Genomic DNA, 22,499 nt, shown 5'->3' on the forward strand with positions numbered 1-22,499 from the left:
ACCAAAAATGACCGATTGGTTAAGAATAATTTACGGTTTAAAGGCTCTAGGACGCATCTTTCAGAAGGGGTGCCGTGCATTTTCATGACGTAATGAAATTGACACGAAGGCCGTACACTCTTGATGCATTTATTTTGAGAGCCGCCCCGCATGTCGACTGAACTGCCTCACTTGTCCACACCGCGTTTACTGCTGCGGGCACTGGAGCCGGACCAGGCCGAGGTACTCTTTACACTCGCCAACGGGCCGAAAATCGCAGATAACACCGCCAATATTCCAGAGCCCTACACCTTGGAAACGGCGCAGGTTTTTATTGCCGCCATCGCAGAAAAATATCGTGCAGGCGAGTTGCTGAGCCTGGGCATGCATGTGCATGCAACCGGCGAATTGGTGGGGATCATCAGCCTGCGTCTCAACGCTCGACATCACTACGGCCACCTTGGCGGTTGGGTGGCGGCGCACTGTCGCAATCAGGGTTATGCCGCTGAAGCAGCGAGCGCAATGACGGACTTCGGCTTCACCGAACTGGGGTTGCAGCGGGTGGGCAGCCAGTGTTTTGGTCGCAACAAGGAATCGGCACGGGTCATGGAAAAAATCGGCCTGCGTTATGAAGGCTGCCTGCGTCAGGCGTTTCTCAAAAATGGCGTGTATGAGGACTTGCTCGGGTTTGCCACGGTGCGTGACGACTGGGCGCGCCGGTTGTGAGCGGCGCAGTGGACCATGGCCGCCGTCGGGTGCTCTCCGGCATTGCGGTAGCGACGGCGTTTTCGATCCTCAGCCCTTTTGCGCGCAGTGCCGGTGTGGATTATCCGTTTACCCTCGGTGTGGCATCGGGCGACCCATTGCCGGATGGTTTTGTGATCTGGACGCGCCTGGCGCCGCTGTTCAACGCCGTGGATGGAGGCGGTGGGTTGAGCCGTACGGTGCCAGTGCGTTGGCGGGTGGCCAGTGATGCGGCGATGACGCGCATCGTCAAGCAAGGCGAGGTGATGGCGACCGAACGGTTTGCCCATTCGGTGCATATCGAGGTGGCCGGGCTGGATTCAGGCAGGCCATATTGGTACCAGTTCGAAGGGCTCGGGGCACAGAGCCCGGTGGGGCGGGTATGCACCGCGCCGCCATTGCATGCAATGGCATCGGCGAGGGTGGGGTTTGTATCGTGCTCGCATTGGGAGCGCGGGTATTTCAGCGCCTACCGTCACCTTGCGGCAGAGCAGCCCGACTTGGTGTTTTTCCTTGGCGACTACATCTACGACAGTTCCTACGCGGCTGACTCCGGCAAGATCATTCGCCCGCACGGCAGTGGCAACGCAGTGAGCCTGAGCGACTATCGCAACCGTTACGCGTTGTACAAAACCGACCCGGACCTGCAGGCCTTGCACGCCGCCGCGCCCAGCGTGGCGACCTGGGATGACCACGAGGTACAGAACGACTACGCCAATCGCTGGTCCCAGGACCCGAAAGTATCGGTGAAGCAATTCCTGCAGCAACGGGCGGCAGCCTACCAAGCCTTTTACGAGCATATGCCACTGCGCGCGGGCAGCGTGCCGAGAGGACCGGATATGCGCATCTATCGGCGCCTGGACTACGGCCGACTGGCGCGCTTCCATGTACTGGACGGGCGCCAATATCGCTCGGAACAGCCGTGCATTCTCCCCAACGGCAGTCACCAGGGGCATGTCGCCGACACTACCTGCACCGACTTGCGCGCGCCCAACCGCACGATGCTCGGCTGGGAGCAGGAGGCCTGGCTGGACCGGGGGTTCGCCGAATCAAAGGCGCAGTGGAATGTCATCGCCCAGGACCTGTTAGTGGCACCGCTGACTCAACGCGATCTGACCAACCACAAGCCTGGGCGCTGGACCGATGGGTGGGACGGCTATATGGCCAACCGCGAGCGCATGCTGGCGTCGATCCAGCATCGACAGGTGAAAAACCCGGTGTTCTGGGGCGGCGATATCCACTCGTTCTGGACCACGGATCTGCACGCTGACGCCAGTGACCTGGACTCACCCGTTGTCGCGACCGAATTCGTCGGCACTTCAGTGACGTCCGATGGCCCGCCGTTTGACGCCTTCACCCAGATCCTGCCGCTCAACCCCCATGTGAAGTTCTTCGACAGCCGTCAGCGCGGCTACGTGTCGGTGGCGCTGGAGGAGCAGAAGATGTTGACGAGCTTCCGGGTGATTAGCGACCCGCGAGACCCCACCGCCACGGTATCGACCCTCAAGACATTTGTGGTGGCGGCGGGGCGAGCGGGGGCGAGTGCGGTTTAATCCAGGCTGTAGCGCACCGACAGCGTGCCTTTTTTCTCCGACAGGGCCAGGATCGTTACCTGGCCCAATTCGCTCAGCCATTGCACGTGTGTGCCGCCGCAGGCATACGCCGGCAACGCGCCGAACCCGACCTCCCGCTTACCGTCTTCCAACGTCATGTAACGCGAATAGTCAGCGGCGACCCATTGATCGATCTGCTGCTGAATTAGCCCGGCATCTATGGCTTGTGCTGTTTCCCCGCGGATAAATGTGATTTTGCCTTCGCCCGGCCAGTGATGCGCCTTGATCGGCATCCAGCCCAGGTTTTCCCCGGCATTACCGATCAGGTGCCCGGCAGAATGCAGGCGGGTGTAGAGGGCGCGGCGTCGTTCGTCGACCCGTGCGGTGACGGTCCCCAGCGCAACTGGCTTGTCCACGTAGTGAACGAGGCGGTCGGCTTCCTGGGTCACATGCAGTACGTTGCTTTCACCGAGCCAACCGGTGTCGGAGGGCTGCCCGCCACCTTGGGGATGAAAGATCGTCGAATGCAAGGTGACTGCGAACCGATCCTCGTGCGGTGTGCAGGCGAGCACTTCAAGTTCGGCTGTCAGGTGGTCGTGGGTAAAGAACAGGCGCTCGGTCATCGGGTTACATCCGCATCAGGGTTCTAACGGCAGTATAAATAGTGCGTAGATGGGTGATAATCCGTTCAAATATCAATGGACCTGTGCGTCATGAGCATCAATCTTCCTTTGCCGCTGCTGGGTGAAATGGCGATTTTCGTCAAGGTGGTGGAAACCGGCAGCTTCTCCGAGGCCGCGCGGCAACTGAGCGTTTCACCCTCGGCAGTGAGCCGCAGCATCTCGCGCCTGGAACAAGCCCTGGCCACTCGGCTGTTGCAACGCACCACACGCAAGTTGCGCTTGAGCGAGGGGGGCGAGGAAGTGTTCAAGCGCTGCCGCGAGATGGTGAGCGCGGCGCGTTCGGTGATGGAAATCAGCGGTCAATTCACCCATGAAGCCGAGGGCCTGGTGCGGGTCAGCGTGCCGAAGGCGGTGGGGCGGTTTGTGGTGCATCCGCACATGCCGGAGTTTTTGCGACGCTACCCCAAAGTGGATGTGCAACTGATCCTGGAGGATCGGCATGTCGACCTGATTGATGACAACGTCGACCTGAGCATCCGCATCACCGACAGCCCGCCGCCGGGCCTGGTGGGCCGGCAGTTGTTGCCCATCGAGCATTTGTTGTGTGCGACGCCGGACTATTTGGCCGAGCAGGGTACGCCCCTGCATCCCCATGATTTGCTGGAGCACAGTTGCATTTACCTGGGTGAGACCCCGGGAGATTCCCGCTGGAAATTCCGCCAGGGCAGCAAAACCGTGACCGTAGGGGTGCGTGGGCGTTACGCGGCGAACCATACCGGGGTGCGGCTGGATGCGGTGTTGCAGCATGTGGGTATTGGCAGCTTGCCGTACTTCACTGCGCGGCATGCCATGGAGGAGGGGCGTTTGGTACAGGTACTGCCGGAGTGGGATTTTATTGCGTCCTACCACGGCGAGGCGTGGTTGCTGCATTCGCCGACGCGCTATCTGCCGCCGAAATTGCGCGTGTTTATTGATTACCTGGTGGAGTGCATGGCGACTGAGCCGACATTGCGTCGACGCTAGAAGCGCGGTTGAAAATGCGTAAGGGGGCAAGCCCCTTACGCATGCAGTCTGTGACGGCCTGAAGATCAGTGCTTGCTTTGGTCATCCGGCATGGCCAGCAGTTGCTTTTCCTGGTTCCAGTCGAACGGTTCGTCGTTCTGTTCGGCCTCATAGCGACGCTCTTCCAGGGCCTGGTACATCTCCAGCTCTTCGTCCGGCATGAAGTGCAGGCAATCGCCGCCAAAGAACCACAGCAGGTCGCGCGGCACCAGATGGGCAATTTGCGGGTAACGCAGGATGACCTGGCTCATCAGGTCCTGGCCCAGGTACTGGCTTTCGATTGGGTCGACCGGCAGCAGGGCGCGCAGTTCGTCGAAACGCTCAAGGAACAGCGCATGGCTTTCCTCGGGTACCTGTTCGGCTTCGCCGACGGCAACCAGGATGCTGCGCAGGTGATCGAGCAAGACGAGATGATCGGCAACGGCGTTGGACACGAGATAAGTCCTCTAAAGCAAAAAACGGGCGCGAGAGTATATAGCTCAAGCGCCCGTAATTATATGACCGCTCGACTCAGCGAACTTTACCCTCAGCCTTGGCCAGTTCTTCCTTGCTGAAGTCGTCCACGTCGATCACCTTGCGCCGCGCGGCTTCAGCCTCACGCAGCGTCTGCGCTTCGGCGGCCTGCAGCACACCCGCGTTCAGCGCGGCATCGATGACGTGTTCGCCCGCAGTCGGCCTGACCTGGCCGCTTTTGAGTGCTGCGTGCAGTTTTTTCTGCAATGGATGGCTGGCACCGAGCAGGTCGTAGGCGTGTTGCAGTGCGCCCACCGGATCGTCCGCCGATTGCGGGCGGTAGCAGCCGGCCAGCAACTCCTCCAGGGTCGGATCGCCCTTGGCACGGCCGATCACTGCGGCCACTTCGGCATCCAGCGCATCGGACGGCCCGGTATGGCGACGCCCGAACGGGAACACGATCACCCGCAACAGGCAACCGAGTACTTTGTTCGGGAAGTTGCTCAACAGCTCATCCAGTGCACGCTCCGACTTACCGAGGCTTTCTTCCATGGCCCAGGCGAACAGCGGCTCCAGGTGGTCCGGCGAATCCAGGTCGTGATAACGCTTGAGCGCGGCCGATGCCAGGTACATATGGCTCAGCACATCTCCCAGGCGTGCCGACAGGCGTTCACGACGTTTCAATTCGCCGCCGAGCAGCATCATGCTCAAGTCGGCGAGCAGGGCGAACGCAGCGGCCTGGCGGTTCAAGGCGCGGAAGTAACCCTGGCTCAAACGGTTGCCCGGGGCTTTCTCGAAATGCCCTGCACCGAGGTTCAGGACCAGCGTGCTGGCGGCGTTGCTCACGGCGAAACCGATGTGTTGCAGCAGCAGGTCATCGAACTCCTTGAGTGCCTGGTCATGGTCTTCGCGACCGGCCAGGGCCATTTCCTTGAGCACGAACGGATGGCAGCGAATGGCGCCCTGGCCGAAGATCATCAGGTTACGCGACAGGATGTTCGCGCCTTCGACGGTGATGAAAATCGGCGCGCCCTGCCAGCTACGGCCCAGGTAGTTGTTCGGGCCCATGATGATGCCCTTGCCGCCGTGCACATCCATGGCGTGGCTGATGCACTCGCGACCGCGTTCGGTAAGGTGGTACTTGAGGATTGCCGACAGCACCGACGGTTTTTCCCCCAGGTCCACGGCGTTGGCGGTAAGCATGCGTGCGCTGTCCATCAGCCAGGCGTTGCCGCCGATGCGCGCCAGGGCTTCCTGGATACCTTCGAAGGCCGACAGCGGTACGTTGAACTGTTCGCGTACCTGAGCGTACTGGCCGGTCACCAGGCTGGTGAACTTGGCGGCGCCGGTGCCCACGGCAGGCAGCGAAATCGAACGGCCTACCGACAGGCAGTTCATCAGCATCATCCAGCCTTTGCCGAGCATTTCCCTGCCACCGATGAGGAATTCCAGCGGAATGAACACATCCTTGCCGGAGTTCGGGCCGTTCATGAACGCGGCGCCCAGGGGCAAGTGGCGGCGGCCGATTTCCACGCCCGGAGTGTCGGTGGGGATCAGCGCGAGGCTGATGCCCAGGTCTTCTTCTTCACCCAGCAGATGGTCCGGGTCATGAGCCTTGAAGGCCAGGCCGAGCAGTGTCGCGACCGGGCCGAGGGTGATGTAGCGTTTTTCCCAGTTCAGGCGCAGGCCGAGTGTTTCCTTGCCTTCCCATTCGCCCTTGCAGATCACACCGGTGTCGGGCATCGCGCCCGCGTCGGAGCCGGCCAACGGGCCGGTCAGGGCGAAGCAGGGAATATCATCGCCACGCGCCAGGCGCGGCAGGTAGTGGTTGCGTTGTTCGTCGGTGCCGTAATGCAGCAGCAACTCGGCCGGGCCGAGGGAGTTGGGCACCATCACGGTCGAGGCGAGGTCGCCGCTGCGGGTGGCCAGCTTCATCGCCACCTGGGAGTGGGCATAGGCAGAGAAGCCTTTGCCACCGTACTCCTTGGGGATGATCAGCGCGAAGAAGCCATGAGTCTTGATGTGCTCCCAGGCGGCGGGCGGCAAGTCCATGGCCTGGCCGATTTCCCAGTCACTGACCATGGCGCAGAGTTCTTCGGTGGGGCCGTCAATGAACGCCTGTTCTTCTTCAGTCAACTGCGCCTTGGGATAAGCCAGCAATTTGTCCCAGTCGGGGCGGCCGCTGAACAGTTCACCATCCCACCACACGGTGCCGGCATCGATCGCATCGCGCTCGGTCTCGGACATCGGTGGCAGGACTTTCTGGAACCAGTTGAACAGCGGCTTGGTGAAGTATTGGCGGCGCAGGTCGGGCAGCAGCAGAGGGGCGGCCACGGCCGCGATCAGTACCCAGAAAATCAGCAGCAGCCAGCCCGGTGCGTGGCTCCAGGCGCCCATCGCCAGCAGGTAAACGGCGACCACGCCCAAGGCGGGCAGGGGCGCGGTGCGACGGTGTGCCAGGTAGGCAATGCCGAGCACTAGAACCAGTATCCACAACAACAGCATATTCAATCCTCCGTGAAACCAGGGGCGAAACCACCTTGGAGCTTAGTCGGCATCCGAAAAAGCGCGGTGATCAGGGTGTAACGAGTTGTACTGGGAGCACCCTCACCAGGCGCCGACATTTGGCCGAATCGTCGTTATCGCCAGGGCAGCCCTGTCGTTAGACTCCAGGCTTGTCTCGGAGATAACGCTTATGGATACGTACCTGCGTCCCAGCCGCTTCATCGATAGTGACCACCCCGCAGTGGTGGAGTTCGCCGAAAAACATCGCGGTCCCAGCGCGGATTTATGTGACCAGGCAGTCAGTCTTTATTACGCCGTGCGTGAGGCGATTCGCTATAACCCTTACACATTCAGCCATGATCCTGACAGCCTCAAGGCCAGCTTCGCCCTGGCCGCCGGCGAGAGCTACTGCGTGCCCAAGGCCACCTTGCTTGCCGCCTGTGCTCGCCACTGCGGTATCCCGGCGCGCATCGGCCTGGCGGATGTGCGCAATCATCTGTCGACCCCCCGCCTGATCGCGCTGCTCAAGAGTGATGTGTTCGCCATGCATGGCTACACCGAGTTGTACCTGCGTGGCCGCTGGGTCAAGGCGACGCCGGCGTTCAACCAGCAACTGTGCGAGTTGTTCGATGTACCGCCGCTGGAGTTCGATGGTATTCACGACAGCGTGTTCCACGCGTTCAACCGCCAGGGCCGGCGTTCGATGGAATACGTGCTGGACCACGGGCAGTTTGCCGACGTGCCCGAAGCGCTTTTCTTCGCCCACATTCAGCAGTGTTACCCACACCTGTTTACCGGGGACATGCCGACCGTGCTGGGCGATATGCACAGCGATTTAAGCCGCGGGTGAACCGGCGTATGCTGCTGCATTCATCAAGCCATGTTCATTCACGATAAGGCGCGGTCATGCTGAAAATCTGGGGTCGTAAAAATTCATCAAATGTCAGGAAAGCACTTTGGTGCGCCGAGGAGCTCGGCCTGGACTATGAGGCAATTGATGCGGGCGGGGCTTTTGGTGTGGTCGACACGCCGCAATACCGGGCAATGAATCCCAATGGCCGGGTGCCGGTGATCGAAGATGGTGACTTTGTGCTGTGGGAATCCAACACCATCGTGCGTTACCTGTGCGCCAAGCATGCGTCGGCGTTTTACCCGAGCGACCTGCAAGCCCGCGCCAATGCCGAAAAGTGGATGGACTGGACCACGTCGACCCTCGCCGAGCCGTTCAAGGCAGTGTTCTGGGGCATCGTGCGTACCCCGGCGGAAAAACAGAACTGGGACAGCATCAACGCTGGGCGCCAGGCCTGTATCGATGCATTGGCTACCGTGGACAAGGCCCTGGCCGAACAGCCTTACCTGTCCGGCGACGCATTCGGCATGGGCGATATTCCCCTGGGCTGCTTCGTTTATGCCTGGTTCGAAATGCCTATCGAGCGCCCTGCAATGCCCCATCTGGAAGCCTGGTACCAGCGTTTGCAGCAACGCCCGGCCTACCGCAAAGCGGTAATGACCGCGTTGACTTAATACCTACTATTAATACGGGTGACTGTACTTGTGCGACGTGGGCACGCACCATGCCCGTGCATCGCGGGTTGAACTACCTGCGATGCGCCCTCATCTATTTCTTCTATTCCCTTCTTTGGTGCGTAATCCGATATGAGTTCCGCTCTGTCCATCCGGCAGCTAACCAAAACCTACGGCAACGGTTTCCAGGCCTTGAGTGGTATCGATCTGGACGTTGCCGAAGGTGACTTCTTCGCCTTGCTCGGCCCCAACGGCGCCGGCAAGTCCACCACCATCGGTATTCTCTCGACCCTGGTCAACAAGACCAGCGGTACCGTGAATATCTTTGGTCATGACCTGGACAAATCCCCGGCGGCGCTCAAGCGCTCCATCGGCGTGGTACCCCAGGAGTTCAATTTCAACCAGTTCGAAAAGACCTTCGACATCGTCGTGACCCAGGCCGGCTACTACGGCATCCCGGCCAAAGTCGCCAAGGAGCGCGCCGAGCAGTACCTCACCCAATTGGGCTTGTGGGACAAGCGCGACGTGCCATCGCGCTCGCTGTCCGGGGGTATGAAGCGCCGCTTGATGATTGCCCGTGCGCTGGTTCATCAACCACGCCTGCTGATCCTCGATGAACCGACCGCAGGCGTGGACATCGAACTGCGTCGCTCGATGTGGACCTTTCTCACCGAGCTGAACGAGCAGGGCATTACCATCATCCTCACCACCCATTACCTGGAAGAGGCTGAGCAACTGTGCCGCAACATCGGCATCATCGACCACGGCACCATCGTCGAGAACACCAGCATGCGTAACCTGCTGGGCCAGTTGCATGTGGAAACCTTCCTGCTGGATCTGAAAAACAACCTGTCGGCGCCGCCGCAGTTGCTTGGTTACCCAAGCCGGCTGGTCGATGGCCACACCCTGGAAGTCCAGGTGGACAAGGCCATGGGCATCACCGCGCTGTTCACCCAATTGGCGACTCAGAACATTGAAGTGCTGAGCCTGCGTAACAAAACCAATCGCCTTGAGGAGTTGTTCGTGTCCCTGGTGGAGAAAAATCTGGCGAAGGTGGCGGTATGAGTTCCGAACTGCAACCCAACCTCGTTGCCCTGCAAACCATCGTCTATCGCGAAGTGAAGCGCTTTACCCGGATCTGGCCGCAGACCCTGCTGCCGCCGGCGATCACCATGGTCCTGTACTTCGTGATCTTCGGTAACCTGATCGGCCGCCAGATCGGCGACATGGGTGGTTTTACCTACATGGAGTACATCGTGCCCGGGCTGATCATGATGTCGGTGATCACGAACTCCTACGGTAACGTGGTCTCGAGTTTCTTCGGCAGCAAATTCCAGCGCTCCATCGAAGAACTGATGGTATCGCCGGTATCGCCCCACACCATTCTGATCGGCTACACCCTGGGTGGCGTACTGCGGGGCTTGATGGTCGGGGTGATCGTGACCTTGCTGTCGTTGTTCTTCACCCACCTGCAGGTGCATCACCTTGGGGTCACCCTGTTGGTGGTGGTGCTGACGGCGACGATTTTCTCGCTGCTGGGGTTTATCAACGCCGTATTTGCACGCAACTTCGATGATATTTCGATCATCCCGACCTTCGTGCTGACGCCGCTGACCTACCTGGGCGGGGTGTTCTACTCCATCACCCTGCTGCCGCCGTTCTGGCAGACCGTGTCACTGGCCAACCCGGTGCTGCATATGGTCAACGCGTTTCGCTACGGCATCCTGGGCGTGTCGGATATCAAGATCAGCGTGGCGATCACCTTCATGCTGATCGCAACCGTGGTGCTGTATATCGGTTGCGCGCGGTTGCTGGTGAGCGGGCGCGGGATGCGCACCTGATTGACTGAATGCAGGCAGTAAAATGTGAGAGGGGGCTTGCTCCCGATGGCGGTGGCTCAGTCCTTATTCACTGACTGACACACTGCCATCGGGAGCAAGCCCCCTTTTACATTTGGTTCTGCAGAGGCTTCAGGCTCGCAGCGCCAGTTCGATTAGCTCATGCAATTCTTCAACCGGCAGCGGTGCGCTGGAAAACAGGCTGCGATACACCGTCGGCGCGGCAATCAGGTTCAGCAACCTGTCCAGGGTCGGTAGTGGGTCGGCAGTGTTTTGGTAACGATCAAGAATGATCTGCAACTGGCCCATCAGAATGTTGCTGCAATAGTCCCTGGGATGGCTGCACTGCACGTCGCGCATCATATTGCGCCCCAGCTCCGAACTCATTTCATCCAGGTATTGTTCGCCCCAGGCGCGCAGGTCGCCGCGCAGGCTACCGGTGTTGGCGGGTTCGCCGTCAGGGCGCAGGCGTTCCAGGGCCACGTCGGCGAGCAGGGCGGACAGGTCACCCCAACGCCGGTAAATGGTGGACGGCGTGACGCCTGCCCGTGCCGCAATCATTGGCACGGTAACGCTGGAGCGCTCATGGGCTTCCAGCAATTGCCGGGCCGCGTTGTGCACTGATTCTTGGACCCGGGCACTACGGCCTCCCGGGCGAAGGCCTTCTTTTATCGCCATGCGTAAAACCTTAACACAAAGAATTTGCTTTAAGCGCTTTCTGGTAGCACACTCCGAAAAAGCAAAATATTAGCTTTAGCGGAGCGTGCCCATGTCCAGCCTTACTTCCCATCGTTCCAATCTGGCGTTCCTGGTGGTGACGATACTGACCTTTCTCGCTGCGTCCAGCGCACCCACGCCGTTGTATCAGGTGTATCAAGACAACCTGCATTTCTCGGCGGCCATGTTGACGGTGGTCTTCGGCGTGTATGCCGTGAGCCTGCTGGCAGCGTTGCTGACCGTGGGTTCGCTGTCGGATTACCTGGGACGAAAACCGGTGATTTTCGCGGCATTGATCCTGAATATGCTGGCGATGCTGCTGTTTATCAATGCTGACAGCACCGCGTACCTGATTGCCGCCCGCGCTCTGCAAGGTTTCGCCACTGGCATGGCGACAGCGGTATTGAGTGCGACCTTGCTCGACACCGACCGTACCCGTGGCCCGATGCTCAATAGCCTTGCGCCGCTGCTGGGTATGGCCAGCGGTGGTTTGGGCAGTGGCCTGCTGGTGGAATTTGCACCACGGCCGACCCAATTGATTTATTTCGCGATGCTGGCACTGATGCTGCTGCAGGCGCTGTATGTATGGCGCTTGCCGGAAACCGTCAGCCGCATACCGGGTGCCTTGAAGTCGCTGGCGCCGACCCTGCACGTCCCCCAACAGGCGCGTCGTGCCTTGTGGCTGGCGATGCCATTGAATGTGGCGGTATGGGCATTGGGTGGTTTCTTTTCCTCCCTGGCGCCTTCGCTGGTACGGGCTGCAACGGGGTCGACCTCGCACCTGATCGGTGGTGGGCTGGTGGCGGTGGTGACGCTCAGTGGTGCGGTGATGATCTACAGCCTGCGTGACCGCCCGGCAGATAACGTCATGCGCCTGTCGGCTGCATTGTTGGCCACTGGGGTGGCACTGTTGTTGGTGGCGGTGCAGAGCGCCGCCCTGTGGCTGTTCTTTGTCGCCAGTGTGATCGCCGGCTTCGGTTTCGGCGGCGGGTTCATGGGCAGTGTGCGCAGTATCGTCGGCTTGGCGTTGCCCCATGAAAGGGCGGGTCTGATGTCGGCGTTCTATGTGTTGAGCTACCTGGCGTTCTGCCTGCCGGCGCTGCTTGCGGGTAACCTGAGCCGGGTCTATGGCTTGATCGCAACCACCGACGGCTACGGTGCTGTGCTCATCGTTTTGGCACTCGGTGCATTGGCCGGATTGCTATGGCAGGCGACGGCGCGGACCAGGCCAGCGGTGTAGCTAATATCCTTATATTGGCAAAATAGATAACAGATAGAGATATTACCCGTTATATAGATATTCGATCAGGTTCTATGATGGCTTCAACCTCATATGAGGAAGAGGATGACCACCATGACGTGCGCGAATACCCCTAGCTACAAACCTTTCAGCCACCTGACCCGACCTCGGGAAGTGATTCGTCAATTCACGCCCAATTGGTTTGCCGCGACCATGGGCACCGGCGTGCTGGCGCTTGCGCTGGCACAACTGCCGATCAGTGTGCCGGGGCTGCATGCCGTCGCCGAAGGGCTGTGGATGTTTACCATCGGTCTGTTTGTGGTGTTCAGCGTGTTGTACGCCACGCGCTGGGTCATGTTTTTCCACGAGGCGCGGCGAATCTTCGGCCACTCTACGGTTTCGATGTTCTTCGGCACCATTCCGATGGGCCTGGCGACCATTCTCAACGGTTTGCTGTTGTTCGGCCTGCCGCGCTGGGGCAGTGATGTGGTGCCTTTGGCGCAAGCCCTGTGGTGGCTGGACGTGGCGATGGCCCTGGCTTGCGGTGTACTGATTCCGTTCATGATGTTTACCCGTCAGGAACACAGCATCGACCAGATGACTGCCGTATGGCTGCTGCCGGTAGTGGCGGCCGAAGTTGCCGCCGCCAGCGGTGGCCTGCTGGCGCCGCACTTGCTCGACGCCCATGGGCAACTGGTGATGCTGGTGACCAGCTACGTGTTGTGGGCATTTTCGCTGCCGGTGGCATTCAGCATCTTGACCATCCTGATGCTGCGCATGGCTTTGCATAAGTTGCCGCACGCCAACATGGCTGCGTCGAGCTGGCTGGCCCTTGGCCCTATCGGTACCGGCGCACTCGGCATGTTGCTGCTGGGCGGTGATGCGCCGGCGATCTTTGCGGCCAATGGCTTGCCCGGTGTCGGCGAGATGGCCAACGGCCTGGGCCTGGTGGCGGGTATCACGCTGTGGGGCTTCGGCTTGTGGTGGATGCTGATAGCGGTGTTGATCACCCTGCGTTACCTGCGCGCCGGCATTCCATTCAACCTCGGCTGGTGGGGCTTTACCTTTCCCTTGGGGGTTTATGCGCTGGCCACACTGAAGCTGGCGAACGTGCTGCATCTCGGGTTCTTCAGCGTATTTGGCAGCGTGCTGGTGCTGGCTTTGGCGCTGATGTGGCTGATCGTCGCCAAGCGCACCGTGCAGGGCGCCTATAAAGGCGAACTTTTTGTTTCACCGTGCATTGCAGGACTAGCGAATAAGTAAGCGGGTTTAGGTAAAGTCGTGGCCTGATAACGATTAGGCCACGCAGGAACACGGACGATGAGCCACACCTCGCAATTCACCTTGCTGCGCACGCGGCGCTTCTTGCCTTTTTTTGTCACCCAGTTGCTGGGTGCCTTCAACGACAACATCTTCAAGCAATCGCTGATCCTCGCCATTCTCTACAAACTCACTATCGAGGGTGACCGCTCCATTTGGGTCAACCTCTGTGCGCTGCTGTTCATCCTGCCGTTCTTCCTGTTCTCGGCATTGGCTGGGCAGTTTGGCGAGAAATTCAACAAGGATGCGTTGATCCGCGCGATCAAGGTGGGGGAGATCGTGATCATGACCGTGGGCGCCACGGGCTTTCTGTTCAATCATCTGGAACTGATGCTGCTGGCGCTGTTTGCCATGGGCACGCACTCGGCACTGTTCGGCCCGGTGAAGTACTCGATCATGCCCCAGGCCCTGCATGAAGATGAGTTGGTCGGTGGCAACGGCCTGGTGGAAATGGGCACGTTCCTGGCGATCCTGGCCGGCACCATCGGCGCCGGCATCATGATGTCGTCCACCCAGTACGCGCCGGTGGTGTCGGTGGCGATCGTCGGCGTGGCAGTGCTGGGTTACCTGGCCAGCCGCAGCATTCCGCGGGCAGCGGCTTCTACGCCAGGGTTGCGCTTGAACTGGAATATCTTCAGCGAGTCGTGGGCCACTTTGCGCCTGGGCCTGGGGCAGACGCCGGCGGTGTCGCGTTCCATCGTCGGCAACTCGTGGTTCTGGTTTGTCGGCGCGATCTACCTGACGCAGATCCCGGCCTATGCCAAGGAGTGGCTGTACGGTGATGAAACCGTGGTGACGCTGATTCTCACGGTGTTCTCGGTGGGCATCGCGCTGGGGTCGATGCTCTGCGAAAAACTCTCCGGGCGTAAGGTCGAAATCGGTCTGGTGCCGTTCGGTTCATTTGGCCTGACGGTGTTTGGCTTGCTGCTGTGGTGGCACTCCGGCGGCTTTGCGCAGAACGTGCAGGCCAACGACTGGTTGGCCGTGCTCGGTTACGGTCAGGCGTGGTGGGTATTGTTCGATATCCTCGGCCTCGGCGTATTCGGTGGCTTTTATATCGTGCCGCTGTACGCGCTGATCCAGTCGCGCACTGCCGAGAACGAGCGCGCCCGGGTGATCGCGGCCAACAACATTCTCAACGCACTGTTCATGGTGGTGTCGGCGATTGTGTCGATCCTGCTGTTGAGCGTGGCCAAGCTGTCGATCCCCGAGTTGTTCCTGGTGGTGTCGCTGCTCAACATCGCGGTCAACACCTACATCTTCAGGATCGTCCCCGAGTTCACCATGCGTTTCATGATCTGGCTGCTCAGCCATTCCATGTACCGCGTCGAGCATCGCAACCTGGAAGCCATTCCGGATGAAGGTGCGGCGTTGCTGGTGTGCAACCACGTGTCGTTTGTCGATGCGCTGCTGATTGGCGGCGCGGTGCGTCGGCCGATTCGCTTCGTGACGTACTACAAGATCTACCGCTTGCCGGTGCTGAATTTTATCTTCCGCACTGCCGGGGCGATTCCGATTGCGGGTCGTAATGAAGATATCCAGATCTACGAAAAAGCCTTCACGCGGATTGCCCAGTATCTGAAGGATGGGGAGTTGGTGTGCATCTTCCCGGAAGGCAAGTTGACGGCTGATGGTGAAATGAATGAGTTCCGTGGCGGGCTGACGCGCATTCTGGAGGAGACGCCGGTTCCGGTGGTTCCAATGGCATTGCAGGGGTTGTGGGGGAGCTTCTTCAGTCGCGATCCGAACAAGGGGTTCTTTCATCGGATCTGGTCGCGGGTGGTGCTGGTCGCGGGTCAGCCGGTGGCGGTGGAAGCGGCGACGCCCGCGCGGTTGCAGGAAGTGGTGGGCGTGTTGCGGGGGAATGTCAGGTAGCTTGGGGTTGGATACTGGCCTCACCAGCAAGCTCCCTCCCACGGTTGGAATGCATTCCAGCCTGTGGGAGGGGCCTTGTTTGCGCTGACGGCAGTGGCCTACGCGCTGATCTTGAGCCCGATGAGCCCGCAGATGATCAGCGCCACACTGACCAGCCGAAACAACGCCATGGATTCGCCAAACAGGATAATCCCGGCAATCACCGTACCCACTGCCCCCACGCCAGTCCAGATCGCATAGGCAGTGCCCAACGGCAGTTCCTTCATGGCCAATCCCAGCAAACCGAGGCTGAAGGCCATGGCGGCAATGGTCAGCGCGGTAGGCATCGGTTTGCTGAAACCGTCGGTGTACTTCAAACCGACGGCCCAGCCGACTTCGAACAAGCCGGCAAAAAATAAAATGACCCAGGACATGTTGATCTCCCATCTATAGGTGGGGTCGTCCCCGGGTTGAACGCTTTAACGCGTCGCGAGGTCGTCCCCGCGAAGCTCGATAGACTGCCGAAAATGGACCGGGCTATCAAGTTTTCGGTTGAGGCTCCAACGCGCGGCGGTCTTCCTTCTCGCTCATGCGACGGAAATAAGTCGAAAGCAACGCTCCAGAGATGTTGTGCCAGACACTGAACAGCGCGCTTGGCACAGCTGCCAACGGCGAAAAGTGCGCGCTGGCTAATGCAGCACCCAGCCCGGAGTTCTGCATGCCCACTTCCAGCGCCAGTGATTTGCGCTGCGCCAATGGCAATTTGAACAAGCGGCCGGTGAAGTACCCCAACAGGTAACCGAAGCTGTTGTGCAACATCACCACGGCCATGATCAGCAGGCCGGATTCGGCGATCTTCGCCTGGCTCGCCGCAACCACCGCCGCGACGATGATCACGATGCTGACCACCGACACCAACGGCAGCACCTCTACCGCATGGCGCACCCGTTCGCCCAGTACGCGCTGCGCCACCACGCCAAGCACGATGGGCAGTAGCACCACTTGCAGGATCGACCAGAACAACTCCATGAACGACACCGGCAACCAGGCCGAGGCCAGTAACCAGATCAGCGCGGGGGTGAGCAGCGGGGCGAGGAGGGTAGTGACGGCGGCGATGGCCACCGACAGTGCCAGGTCGCCGCGGGCCAGCCAGGTCATCACGTTGGACGATGTGCCGCTTGGGCAGCAGCCGACCAGGATCACGCCGACGGCTATCTCCGGCGGCAGGTGGAAGGCCTGGCACAAGAGCCAGGCCACACCCGGCATGATCACAAAGTGCGCAACCACGCCCAGAGCCACGCGCCAGGGATGGCGGGCGACCTCGGCGAAGTCTTCAAGTTTGAGGGTCAGGCCCATGCCGAACATCACCAGACCCAGCAGCGGGACGATGGCACCTTTGAGGCCGATGAACCAACTGGGCTCGAGGAAGGCGAGCACGGCGAATATCAACACCCAGTAGGCGAAGGTATTGCCGACAAAACGGCTCAAGGCGGCGAGTGCGCGCATAGGAAAGGGCCTTTGTTGTTAGATTTTGAGTTGCAATACGATCAAATGGGAGAGGGGCTTGCTCCCGATTGCGGTGGCTCAGCCGATAGGCATTGGCTGGCCACATTGCAATCGGAAGCAAGCCCCTCGCACTTTTTGAACTTAACAGGGCTTAGATGCCCTGCGGAGTCTCTTCGCCGCCCAGTGCCTCAACCAACGCCGGCAGGAAATCGCCAAACGTCAGCATCATCAGGGTAAAGCTGGCATCCAGTTGCCCCAGTGCCTCGTCGCCACCGTCCTGTTCTGCCTGGTCCTGCAGCAGGTCTTCGAACTTCAGGCGCTTGACCGTCATCTTGTCGTCGAGCATGAAGGACAGCTTGTCCTGCCACGCCAGCGCCAATTGGGTCACGACTTTGCCGGTGCTCAGGTGCAGCTGGATTTCTTCGCTGGTCAGGTCCTGGCGCTTGCAGCGCACGATGCCACCGTCTTCGTGGGTGTCGCGCAGTTCGCATTCGTCGAGGACGAAGAAGTCATCGGCCGGTTTCTGGGTGGTGACCCAGTCGGTCATGATTGCGGTTGGTGCGGTTTTAACGGTGAGCGGGCGAACCGGCAGAGTGCCGATCACTTCACGCAGGGTCGACAGCAGGTCTTCGGCGCGCTTGGGGCTTGCCGAGTTCACCAGGATCAGGCCCTGCTTCGGCGCGATAGCGGCGAATGTCGACGAGCGACGGATAAAGGCGCGTGGCAGGAAGGCTTGGATGATTTCATCCTTGATCTGGTCCCGTTCCTTCTTATAGACCTTGCGCATTTGCTCGGCCTCGATTTCTTCGACTTTCTCTTTGACTGCGTCGCGTACCACGCTACCCGGCAGGATGCGTTCTTCCTTGCGCGCGGCGACCAGCAGGAAGTCACCGCTGATGTGCACCAGGGGAGCGTCTTCGCCTTTACCGAAAGGCGCGACGAAACCGTAAGTGGTCAACTCCTGGCTTGCACAAGGGCGCGCCAGTTTGGTGGCCATGGCCGCTTCCAACGCCTCGGCATCAACAGGCAGATCTTGGGTCAGGCGATAGATAAGCAGGTTCTTGAACCACATGGGGCGAGTCTCTCCTTTATACAAAGGAGGGCATTATTCTCTTGATAGCGTCCCAGGCCAACCCTGCCTAAGCCATTGGAAGGGCTCAAAAAAAAGATTTAAGAAAGTGCTTGCCAGACCTTGGGTCGCTCCGTAGAATGCGCGCCACACCGAAACGAAGGGTGATTAGCTCAGCTGGGAGAGCATCTGCCTTACAAGCAGAGGGTCGGCGGTTCGATCCCGTCATCACCCACCATTCGCTTCAAGTGTTACGCGCAGCGGTAGTTCAGTCGGTTAGAATACCGGCCTGTCACGCCGGGGGTCGCGGGTTCGAGTCCCGTCCGCTGCGCCATATTCGGTAACCTGGAACACTGAACGCCAGGTCACCAGAAAAAGCCCGCTCATCGAGCGGGCTTTTTTCTGTCCAAAATATGGCAAAAAATCGTGGGATAAAATTTTTTTAAATAAATTGCATTTAAATCAAGACATTACGATTTTTTGGTGTATGATGCGCCCACACCGAAACGAAGGGTGATTAGCTCAGCTGGGAGAGCATCTGCCTTACAAGCAGAGGGTCGGCGGTTCGATCCCGTCATCACCCACCATTCGCTTCATGTGTTACGCGCAGCGGTAGTTCAGTCGGTTAGAATACCGGCCTGTCACGCCGGGGGTCGCGGGTTCGAGTCCCGTCCGCTGCGCCATATTCGGTAACTTGGAACACTGAACGCCAGGTCGCCACACGAAGCCCGCTCATCGAGCGGGCTTTTTTGTGCCTGCAATTCAGCTCAGCGATTTAAGGATTTGCTGATCTGCTATCGACGTGATGTCCCGCCGGCCCAGGAATACGAAAACAACCGTCGCCGTGAGCGAGGTGAGTGCTGCCAGCCATTGCAGGCAACGGCTGGAGACCGTGCTGAACGAGTACTCTGCCGCCGCACGCCTGTTCACAAGCCCATCAACCGCCAGCCCATCTGCAATTGGGCGATGAATTGCCACGGCTGCGTGGTGGGCTGCCTTCCGGCGTTGTTGCAGAGTCGCCATCGAGGCGTATATGGATTGGCGTTGGCGGGGCGAACGAAGAAGGGATCCCCTGATGCCCGGGGGCTGCTGATTTCAGCGATCAGCTTGTTTGGCTTTCTTTTTCTTCTCGTCGCGGGTGGCAAGGTGTTCAAAGCAAAACGCGGCGGTACCGAAGAGCGCAATCAACGACAGCACGACCATGCCTAGAGTTGAGCTTTCCATGATGACTTCCTACGGGAGTTGTGGGTAGGAAGTGACGGTAGGATGTGCGGGTTCGACGCTCAATAGGCACGACGTAGTCTTTATGGCGGGTGGGCGATCCATACGTGTTCTTTACGGGTTGTCGTGTACATATCCGTTGTTGAGGCAACGGATATGTACCACCCCAAAGAAAACTACAGGTTACGACTATGCCGATAGTCGCTGACCGCCTCATACACTGCTTTACGCAACCGGTTGATCCCTCCAATCGGCCGATGTGCCTCCAGCCCGAACCAGGGGTTGAACGACTGGTTATCGCAGGCAAGATTCAAGGCAGGCGTATCGAAGTCCTGCGCAGGAATCCGCACCTTGGCCACGGTTTCATAGGGGGCATCGCTTTCCTTCCACTCGATGCTGGTGTCTTCGATCGGCATGAATTTCTGCGGGTTCTGTCGCTGAACCTGCAGCACAAAACAGGCAGGCACACGGTCGGTAGACAGTTGCTGGTTCAAGGCGCTGCGCAGGAAATTCGGCAGGTCCTGGTTCTGCTTGGGTATTACATATTCCGGGCAGCTTTGTGGGTCGGGGGCGACACGGAATTTGGCATTAGCCGCGCCGAATTTGTAGGGCGAAACTGAAAAATAGGTCGCCTGCGTCGGACTCGTCGGTGCCGGTGCCAAGGTCGCCAGGGCAATAAACAGATGGCGTACTTGCCAGCTGCGTGGGTCGACTGTGGGGAAGAATGCCAGGACCTTCTTGCCGTCCGCCTGGGCGCCGATGTTCTGTGCATATTCCGCCACATTGCTGACGAAGAAATTCGGATGGCTGAACATCACGAAGTCTTGCTCCGTGCGCGCTTGCTGGTCCGCCATCAGTTGTTTACCCGGTACATCCAGCAGCTTGAGCGCCATGCCCCGGGCATCGCGAATGCTGTCGAACTGCGGATAGGCATTGCCGTTGGACAGCCGTATCTGCGCCTGCCAGGTCTTGCCCGGCTCGGCGAACACGCCTTGGCGCAAGGCTGGGTCGAGGTCCGCGAGCACGCTGACTTCGGCCTTCACGCAGCCGTGGGCCTTGGCGTGGGCATCGCGCAGGTAGCGTGTGCCTTCGCGGTGCTGGTCGACGATCCGTACCGCCGTCTGGATGATGCCCTGGGTCATGGCCGCTTCATCGGGGGGGATCTGCTCGTCCGGCGACACCGGGCCGCTGTGCTGCCAGGCGAACCACGCGGTGGCTAGCAGCCAGCCGAGCAAGCCCAGGCCGATCAGCCACAACAGGGTTTTGCCGAGAAAACGGCCCAGGCGCAGCCAGAGACGAGCGAGCAGGGAGCGTTCGTTGTATTGGGATCGAATCATCATGGCAGTTGTTGCTCCAGCGGGCCGCCCAGCACTTTAAGGTATTCCAGCAGCGCCCAGCGTTCTTGTGGTTGCAGGCTGCGGCCGATCACACCGTTGCCGCGTTTGCCGGCGCGGAATTCATGGCCGCTGTTGTGATTGCCGGTGATTTTGGTATCGAACAGGAAGGCGTTCTTGAACGCGCCGGTTTCAAAGCCCAGGTGACGCGGGTCGTAGTTGAAGGTGCCTTTATAGAACGTGGTACTGCGCTCGTCCTGGGGTGAGAGCAGTTGGTAGATCGTCGGCACCGAACCGTTGTGCAGGAACGGCGGGGTGGCCCAGACGCCGGCCAGCGGACGTGCCTTGTAGGCACGCAGTTCACGCACGCCGATGGGCAGGCCGAAGCCGTCCAGGCCTGGGCGTTCGGCCGGGGTCACACCGGCGGCGCGGTAGGCGTGCTCTTCGACGAAGGCGGTGACGTAGGCCAGGCCCTGGGCCACGGACATTTTTTTCAGGTCCAGCGGCTCGGTCGGTGTCGGGTGCAGTTGGACATTGAGCTTGGCCAGTTCCACCGGGTCCCATTGCAGGGCGCTCAGGTCATAACGGTGGTCGGCAATGTTGCTCGCGGCGCCTGGGTCGGTGCCGATGTACTCCACCGCAAGCATTTTCAGTTGCTGCACCGGGCGACCATTTTCCTGGCTGACGGCGGGCACATGGCAAGCGGCGCAGTTCTCGGCGAACAGGGCGCGGCCCTGGGCTGCGAGAGGCTTGTCGATGGCACCGAACAGGTCTTCCGGCCAGGTCGGCGGCTTGAGGCGCTGCAGGGTCTCTTCAATCAGGTTCAGGTCACGCACGCGAACGCTGGAGGGGTAGCGGGCATCGCCCTGAAGCGGCTGGCCGGCGTTGTCGAAGAAATTCAGGGTAGCGCCGACGCCGAGGGCTTCGCCGATATTGCGCGCCATGGGCTGCTGGGCTGAGCCGTTCCATTGCACCCAGTCGAAGGTCCAGATATCCCACAGATGCGGGTAGTCCACGGGGGCATTGGCGATGCGGTAATTGTCCGGCGAAATCGCGTCGCCAAAACTGGCGTTGGCAATACGGCCGAATGCATCGGTGCGGCCGGGACCTTCTTCGGTAGGGTAGAGGCCACGGTGGGTATCGTTCCAGGCAACTTTGAGGAACTGGTCCAGGGACTGCTTGAAGTCCACACGCAGCTGCTTTTTGTTGTTGTCGTCGTAATCGAAACCGAGCACTTCACGGGCAAAGCGTTCGAACTTCCACGGGTTGTAATACGTGGCGGCAAGGCTGGCCACCAGTGCCTGGCCGAAACTGCCGCCGCGCAAGGTGGGCACGCTGGAAGGCAATACATGTTGCGCCGAGCCACCGTCGATACGCAGGGCCTGGCCTTTGAAATGCAGCTCGCCGGTGTGACAGGCGGCGCAGGTGATATCCAGGTATTCAACTTTGCTGTCGGCGTTCTGATGCCGGGCGAACCCCACGGGCAGGTTGCCGGGATTCTGCGCGGTGCGAACTTGCTTGGGATCGACCAGAAAACCAAAGCGTGCCAGGTATTCCGGCGTGGCGAAGCGTTGCTCCGAGAAGGGCAACTCCAGGGCCGTGAACCACTTGTAATGCAGGCCTTTTACTTGAGTGCCCTGGGGCGTGAAGTAGTAGGTCTGGCGGTCGGCGGCACTCCATTGGTCCTGGTAGTGCACCTGCTCCACGGGTACGTAGTCCGGCAACTTGGGATTGGCGGTGTAATAGAGCACCACGGCGAGGAGCACGCCCAGGGCAACGAGTATCAGGAGTAAAGCACGGGAAAAAATGCGCAAGATAACTATCCTTGTCGAGTGGTAGCGCTCTTATGCCATCACCCCACGGGAGCGGCAAGTAGCCATGAGCACGGTTACAGGTGGTCCCGCGATCCTTCGCGGACCCCTATAATGAATGAAAATGCTTTTAAACACGTGAACTT

20 protein-coding genes and 4 tRNA genes are annotated in these 22,499 nt (G+C 59.9%); 14 read left to right on the forward strand and 10 right to left on the reverse strand.

Going from position 1 to position 22,499, the window contains the following annotated elements; all coding sequences use genetic code 11:
- Positions 1-150 precede the first annotated feature (150 nt).
- Together M5B97_RS04715 and M5B97_RS04720 are read left to right on the forward strand one after the other, a co-directional pair.
- Positions 151-705, forward strand: a complete 555-nt coding sequence (locus M5B97_RS04715) for a GNAT family protein (RefSeq protein ID WP_248730873.1) — start codon at positions 151-153, stop codon at positions 703-705.
- Entirely contained in the window at positions 702-2,276 is a 1,575-nt protein-coding gene (locus tag M5B97_RS04720; protein ID WP_248730874.1) for an alkaline phosphatase D family protein, read from the forward strand. The genes M5B97_RS04715 and M5B97_RS04720 overlap by 4 nt, the downstream gene beginning before the upstream one ends.
- On the opposite strand, the gene M5B97_RS04725 is transcribed toward M5B97_RS04720, so the two are convergent.
- Complete coding sequence (locus tag M5B97_RS04725; RefSeq protein ID WP_248730875.1) at positions 2,273-2,899, reverse strand: alanyl-tRNA editing protein; 627 nt, start codon at positions 2,897-2,899, stop codon at positions 2,273-2,275. The genes M5B97_RS04720 and M5B97_RS04725 overlap by 4 nt on opposite strands.
- 90 nt (positions 2,900-2,989) lie before the next feature.
- Here M5B97_RS04725 and M5B97_RS04730 point away from each other — a divergent pair, with 90 nt between their 5' ends.
- Entirely contained in the window at positions 2,990-3,922 is a 933-nt protein-coding gene (locus M5B97_RS04730) for a LysR family transcriptional regulator (RefSeq protein ID WP_123716831.1), read from the forward strand.
- 65 nt (positions 3,923-3,987) lie between these two features.
- Here the strand turns inward: M5B97_RS04730 and M5B97_RS04735 are convergent, their stop codons facing one another.
- Positions 3,988-4,395 (reverse strand): PA2817 family protein, encoded by a 408-nt coding sequence (locus tag M5B97_RS04735; RefSeq protein WP_134659978.1) that lies wholly within the window; start codon positions 4,393-4,395, stop codon positions 3,988-3,990.
- 76 nt (positions 4,396-4,471) lie between these two features.
- The gene (locus M5B97_RS04740; RefSeq protein ID WP_248730876.1) at positions 4,472-6,919 is read right to left on the reverse strand and encodes an acyl-CoA dehydrogenase; all 2,448 of its coding nucleotides are present in this window, start codon (positions 6,917-6,919) and stop codon (positions 4,472-4,474) included.
- A gap of 190 nt (positions 6,920-7,109) precedes the next feature.
- Between M5B97_RS04740 and M5B97_RS04745 the strand changes: the two genes are divergently transcribed.
- The 4 genes from M5B97_RS04745 (at position 7,110) to M5B97_RS04760 (ending at position 10,284) form a co-directional block, all read left to right on the forward strand.
- Entirely contained in the window at positions 7,110-7,769 is a 660-nt protein-coding gene (locus M5B97_RS04745) for a transglutaminase family protein (protein ID WP_248730877.1), read from the forward strand.
- 56 nt (positions 7,770-7,825) lie between these two features.
- Positions 7,826-8,443, forward strand: coding sequence for a glutathione S-transferase (locus M5B97_RS04750; protein ID WP_123716846.1), 618 nt, complete (start codon positions 7,826-7,828; stop codon positions 8,441-8,443).
- Between the two features lie 132 nt (positions 8,444-8,575).
- Entirely contained in the window at positions 8,576-9,508 is a 933-nt protein-coding gene (locus M5B97_RS04755; RefSeq protein WP_123716847.1) for an ABC transporter ATP-binding protein, read from the forward strand.
- On the forward strand, positions 9,505-10,284 hold the full coding sequence (locus tag M5B97_RS04760) for an ABC transporter permease (RefSeq protein WP_060756954.1): 780 nt from the start codon (positions 9,505-9,507) through the stop codon (positions 10,282-10,284). Before M5B97_RS04755 ends, M5B97_RS04760 begins: the two co-directional genes overlap by 4 nt.
- Before the next feature lie 129 nt (positions 10,285-10,413).
- On the opposite strand, the gene M5B97_RS04765 is transcribed toward M5B97_RS04760, so the two are convergent.
- Positions 10,414-10,959, reverse strand: coding sequence for a TetR/AcrR family transcriptional regulator (locus tag M5B97_RS04765; RefSeq protein WP_248730878.1), 546 nt, complete (start codon positions 10,957-10,959; stop codon positions 10,414-10,416).
- 91 nt (positions 10,960-11,050) lie between these two features.
- On the opposite strand from M5B97_RS04765, the gene M5B97_RS04770 reads away from it, so the two are divergent.
- The 3 genes from M5B97_RS04770 (at position 11,051) to M5B97_RS04780 (ending at position 15,433) form a co-directional block, all read left to right on the forward strand.
- Entirely contained in the window at positions 11,051-12,238 is a 1,188-nt protein-coding gene (locus tag M5B97_RS04770; RefSeq protein ID WP_248730879.1) for an MFS transporter, read from the forward strand.
- 114 nt (positions 12,239-12,352) lie between these two features.
- Positions 12,353-13,501 (forward strand): TDT family transporter, encoded by a 1,149-nt coding sequence (locus tag M5B97_RS04775; protein WP_248730880.1) that lies wholly within the window; start codon positions 12,353-12,355, stop codon positions 13,499-13,501.
- A 57-nt stretch (positions 13,502-13,558) separates the two neighbouring features.
- Complete coding sequence (locus M5B97_RS04780) at positions 13,559-15,433, forward strand: MFS transporter (RefSeq protein ID WP_248730881.1); 1,875 nt, start codon at positions 13,559-13,561, stop codon at positions 15,431-15,433.
- A gap of 98 nt (positions 15,434-15,531) precedes the next feature.
- On the opposite strand, the gene sugE is transcribed toward M5B97_RS04780, so the two are convergent.
- The 3 genes from sugE to rdgC form a co-directional block, all read right to left on the reverse strand.
- Positions 15,532-15,846: a quaternary ammonium compound efflux SMR transporter SugE gene (sugE, locus tag M5B97_RS04785; RefSeq protein WP_248730882.1), complete on the reverse strand. Its 315-nt coding sequence runs from the start codon at positions 15,844-15,846 to the stop codon at positions 15,532-15,534.
- Between the two features lie 106 nt (positions 15,847-15,952).
- Positions 15,953-16,918: a bile acid:sodium symporter family protein gene (locus tag M5B97_RS04790; protein WP_248730883.1), complete on the reverse strand. Its 966-nt coding sequence runs from the start codon at positions 16,916-16,918 to the stop codon at positions 15,953-15,955.
- 151 nt (positions 16,919-17,069) lie between these two features.
- Positions 17,070-17,990, reverse strand: a complete 921-nt coding sequence (gene rdgC, locus M5B97_RS04795) for a recombination-associated protein RdgC (RefSeq protein ID WP_123716854.1) — start codon at positions 17,988-17,990, stop codon at positions 17,070-17,072.
- Positions 17,991-18,149: 159 nt separating this feature from the next.
- On the opposite strand from rdgC, the gene M5B97_RS04800 reads away from it, so the two are divergent.
- The 4 genes from M5B97_RS04800 to M5B97_RS04815 all read left to right on the forward strand — a co-directional run bounded on the left by M5B97_RS04800 (position 18,150) and on the right by M5B97_RS04815 (position 18,670).
- Positions 18,150-18,225, forward strand: a tRNA-Val gene (locus M5B97_RS04800).
- Positions 18,226-18,244: 19 nt separating this feature from the next.
- Positions 18,245-18,321 (forward strand) — tRNA-Asp (locus tag M5B97_RS04805).
- 177 nt (positions 18,322-18,498) lie between these two features.
- A tRNA-Val gene (locus M5B97_RS04810) sits at positions 18,499-18,574 on the forward strand.
- Positions 18,575-18,593: 19 nt separating this feature from the next.
- A tRNA-Asp gene (locus tag M5B97_RS04815) sits at positions 18,594-18,670 on the forward strand.
- 412 nt (positions 18,671-19,082) lie between these two features.
- On the opposite strand, the gene M5B97_RS27620 is transcribed toward M5B97_RS04815, so the two are convergent.
- From M5B97_RS27620 to M5B97_RS04825, 3 genes are all read right to left on the reverse strand, one after another.
- The gene (locus M5B97_RS27620) at positions 19,083-19,211 is read right to left on the reverse strand and encodes a hypothetical protein (protein ID WP_256657100.1); all 129 of its coding nucleotides are present in this window, start codon (positions 19,209-19,211) and stop codon (positions 19,083-19,085) included.
- A 173-nt stretch (positions 19,212-19,384) separates the two neighbouring features.
- Complete coding sequence (locus M5B97_RS04820) at positions 19,385-20,548, reverse strand: catalase family protein (protein ID WP_248730884.1); 1,164 nt, start codon at positions 20,546-20,548, stop codon at positions 19,385-19,387.
- Positions 20,545-22,356, reverse strand: coding sequence for a di-heme-cytochrome C peroxidase (locus M5B97_RS04825; RefSeq protein ID WP_248730885.1), 1,812 nt, complete (start codon positions 22,354-22,356; stop codon positions 20,545-20,547). The genes M5B97_RS04820 and M5B97_RS04825 overlap by 4 nt, the downstream gene beginning before the upstream one ends.
- Positions 22,357-22,499: the final 143 nt, after the last annotated feature.

The sequence above is a fragment of the Pseudomonas sp. MWU13-2517 genome (assembly GCF_023242545.1).
Classification (GTDB): Bacteria; Pseudomonadota; Gammaproteobacteria; order Pseudomonadales; family Pseudomonadaceae; genus Aquipseudomonas.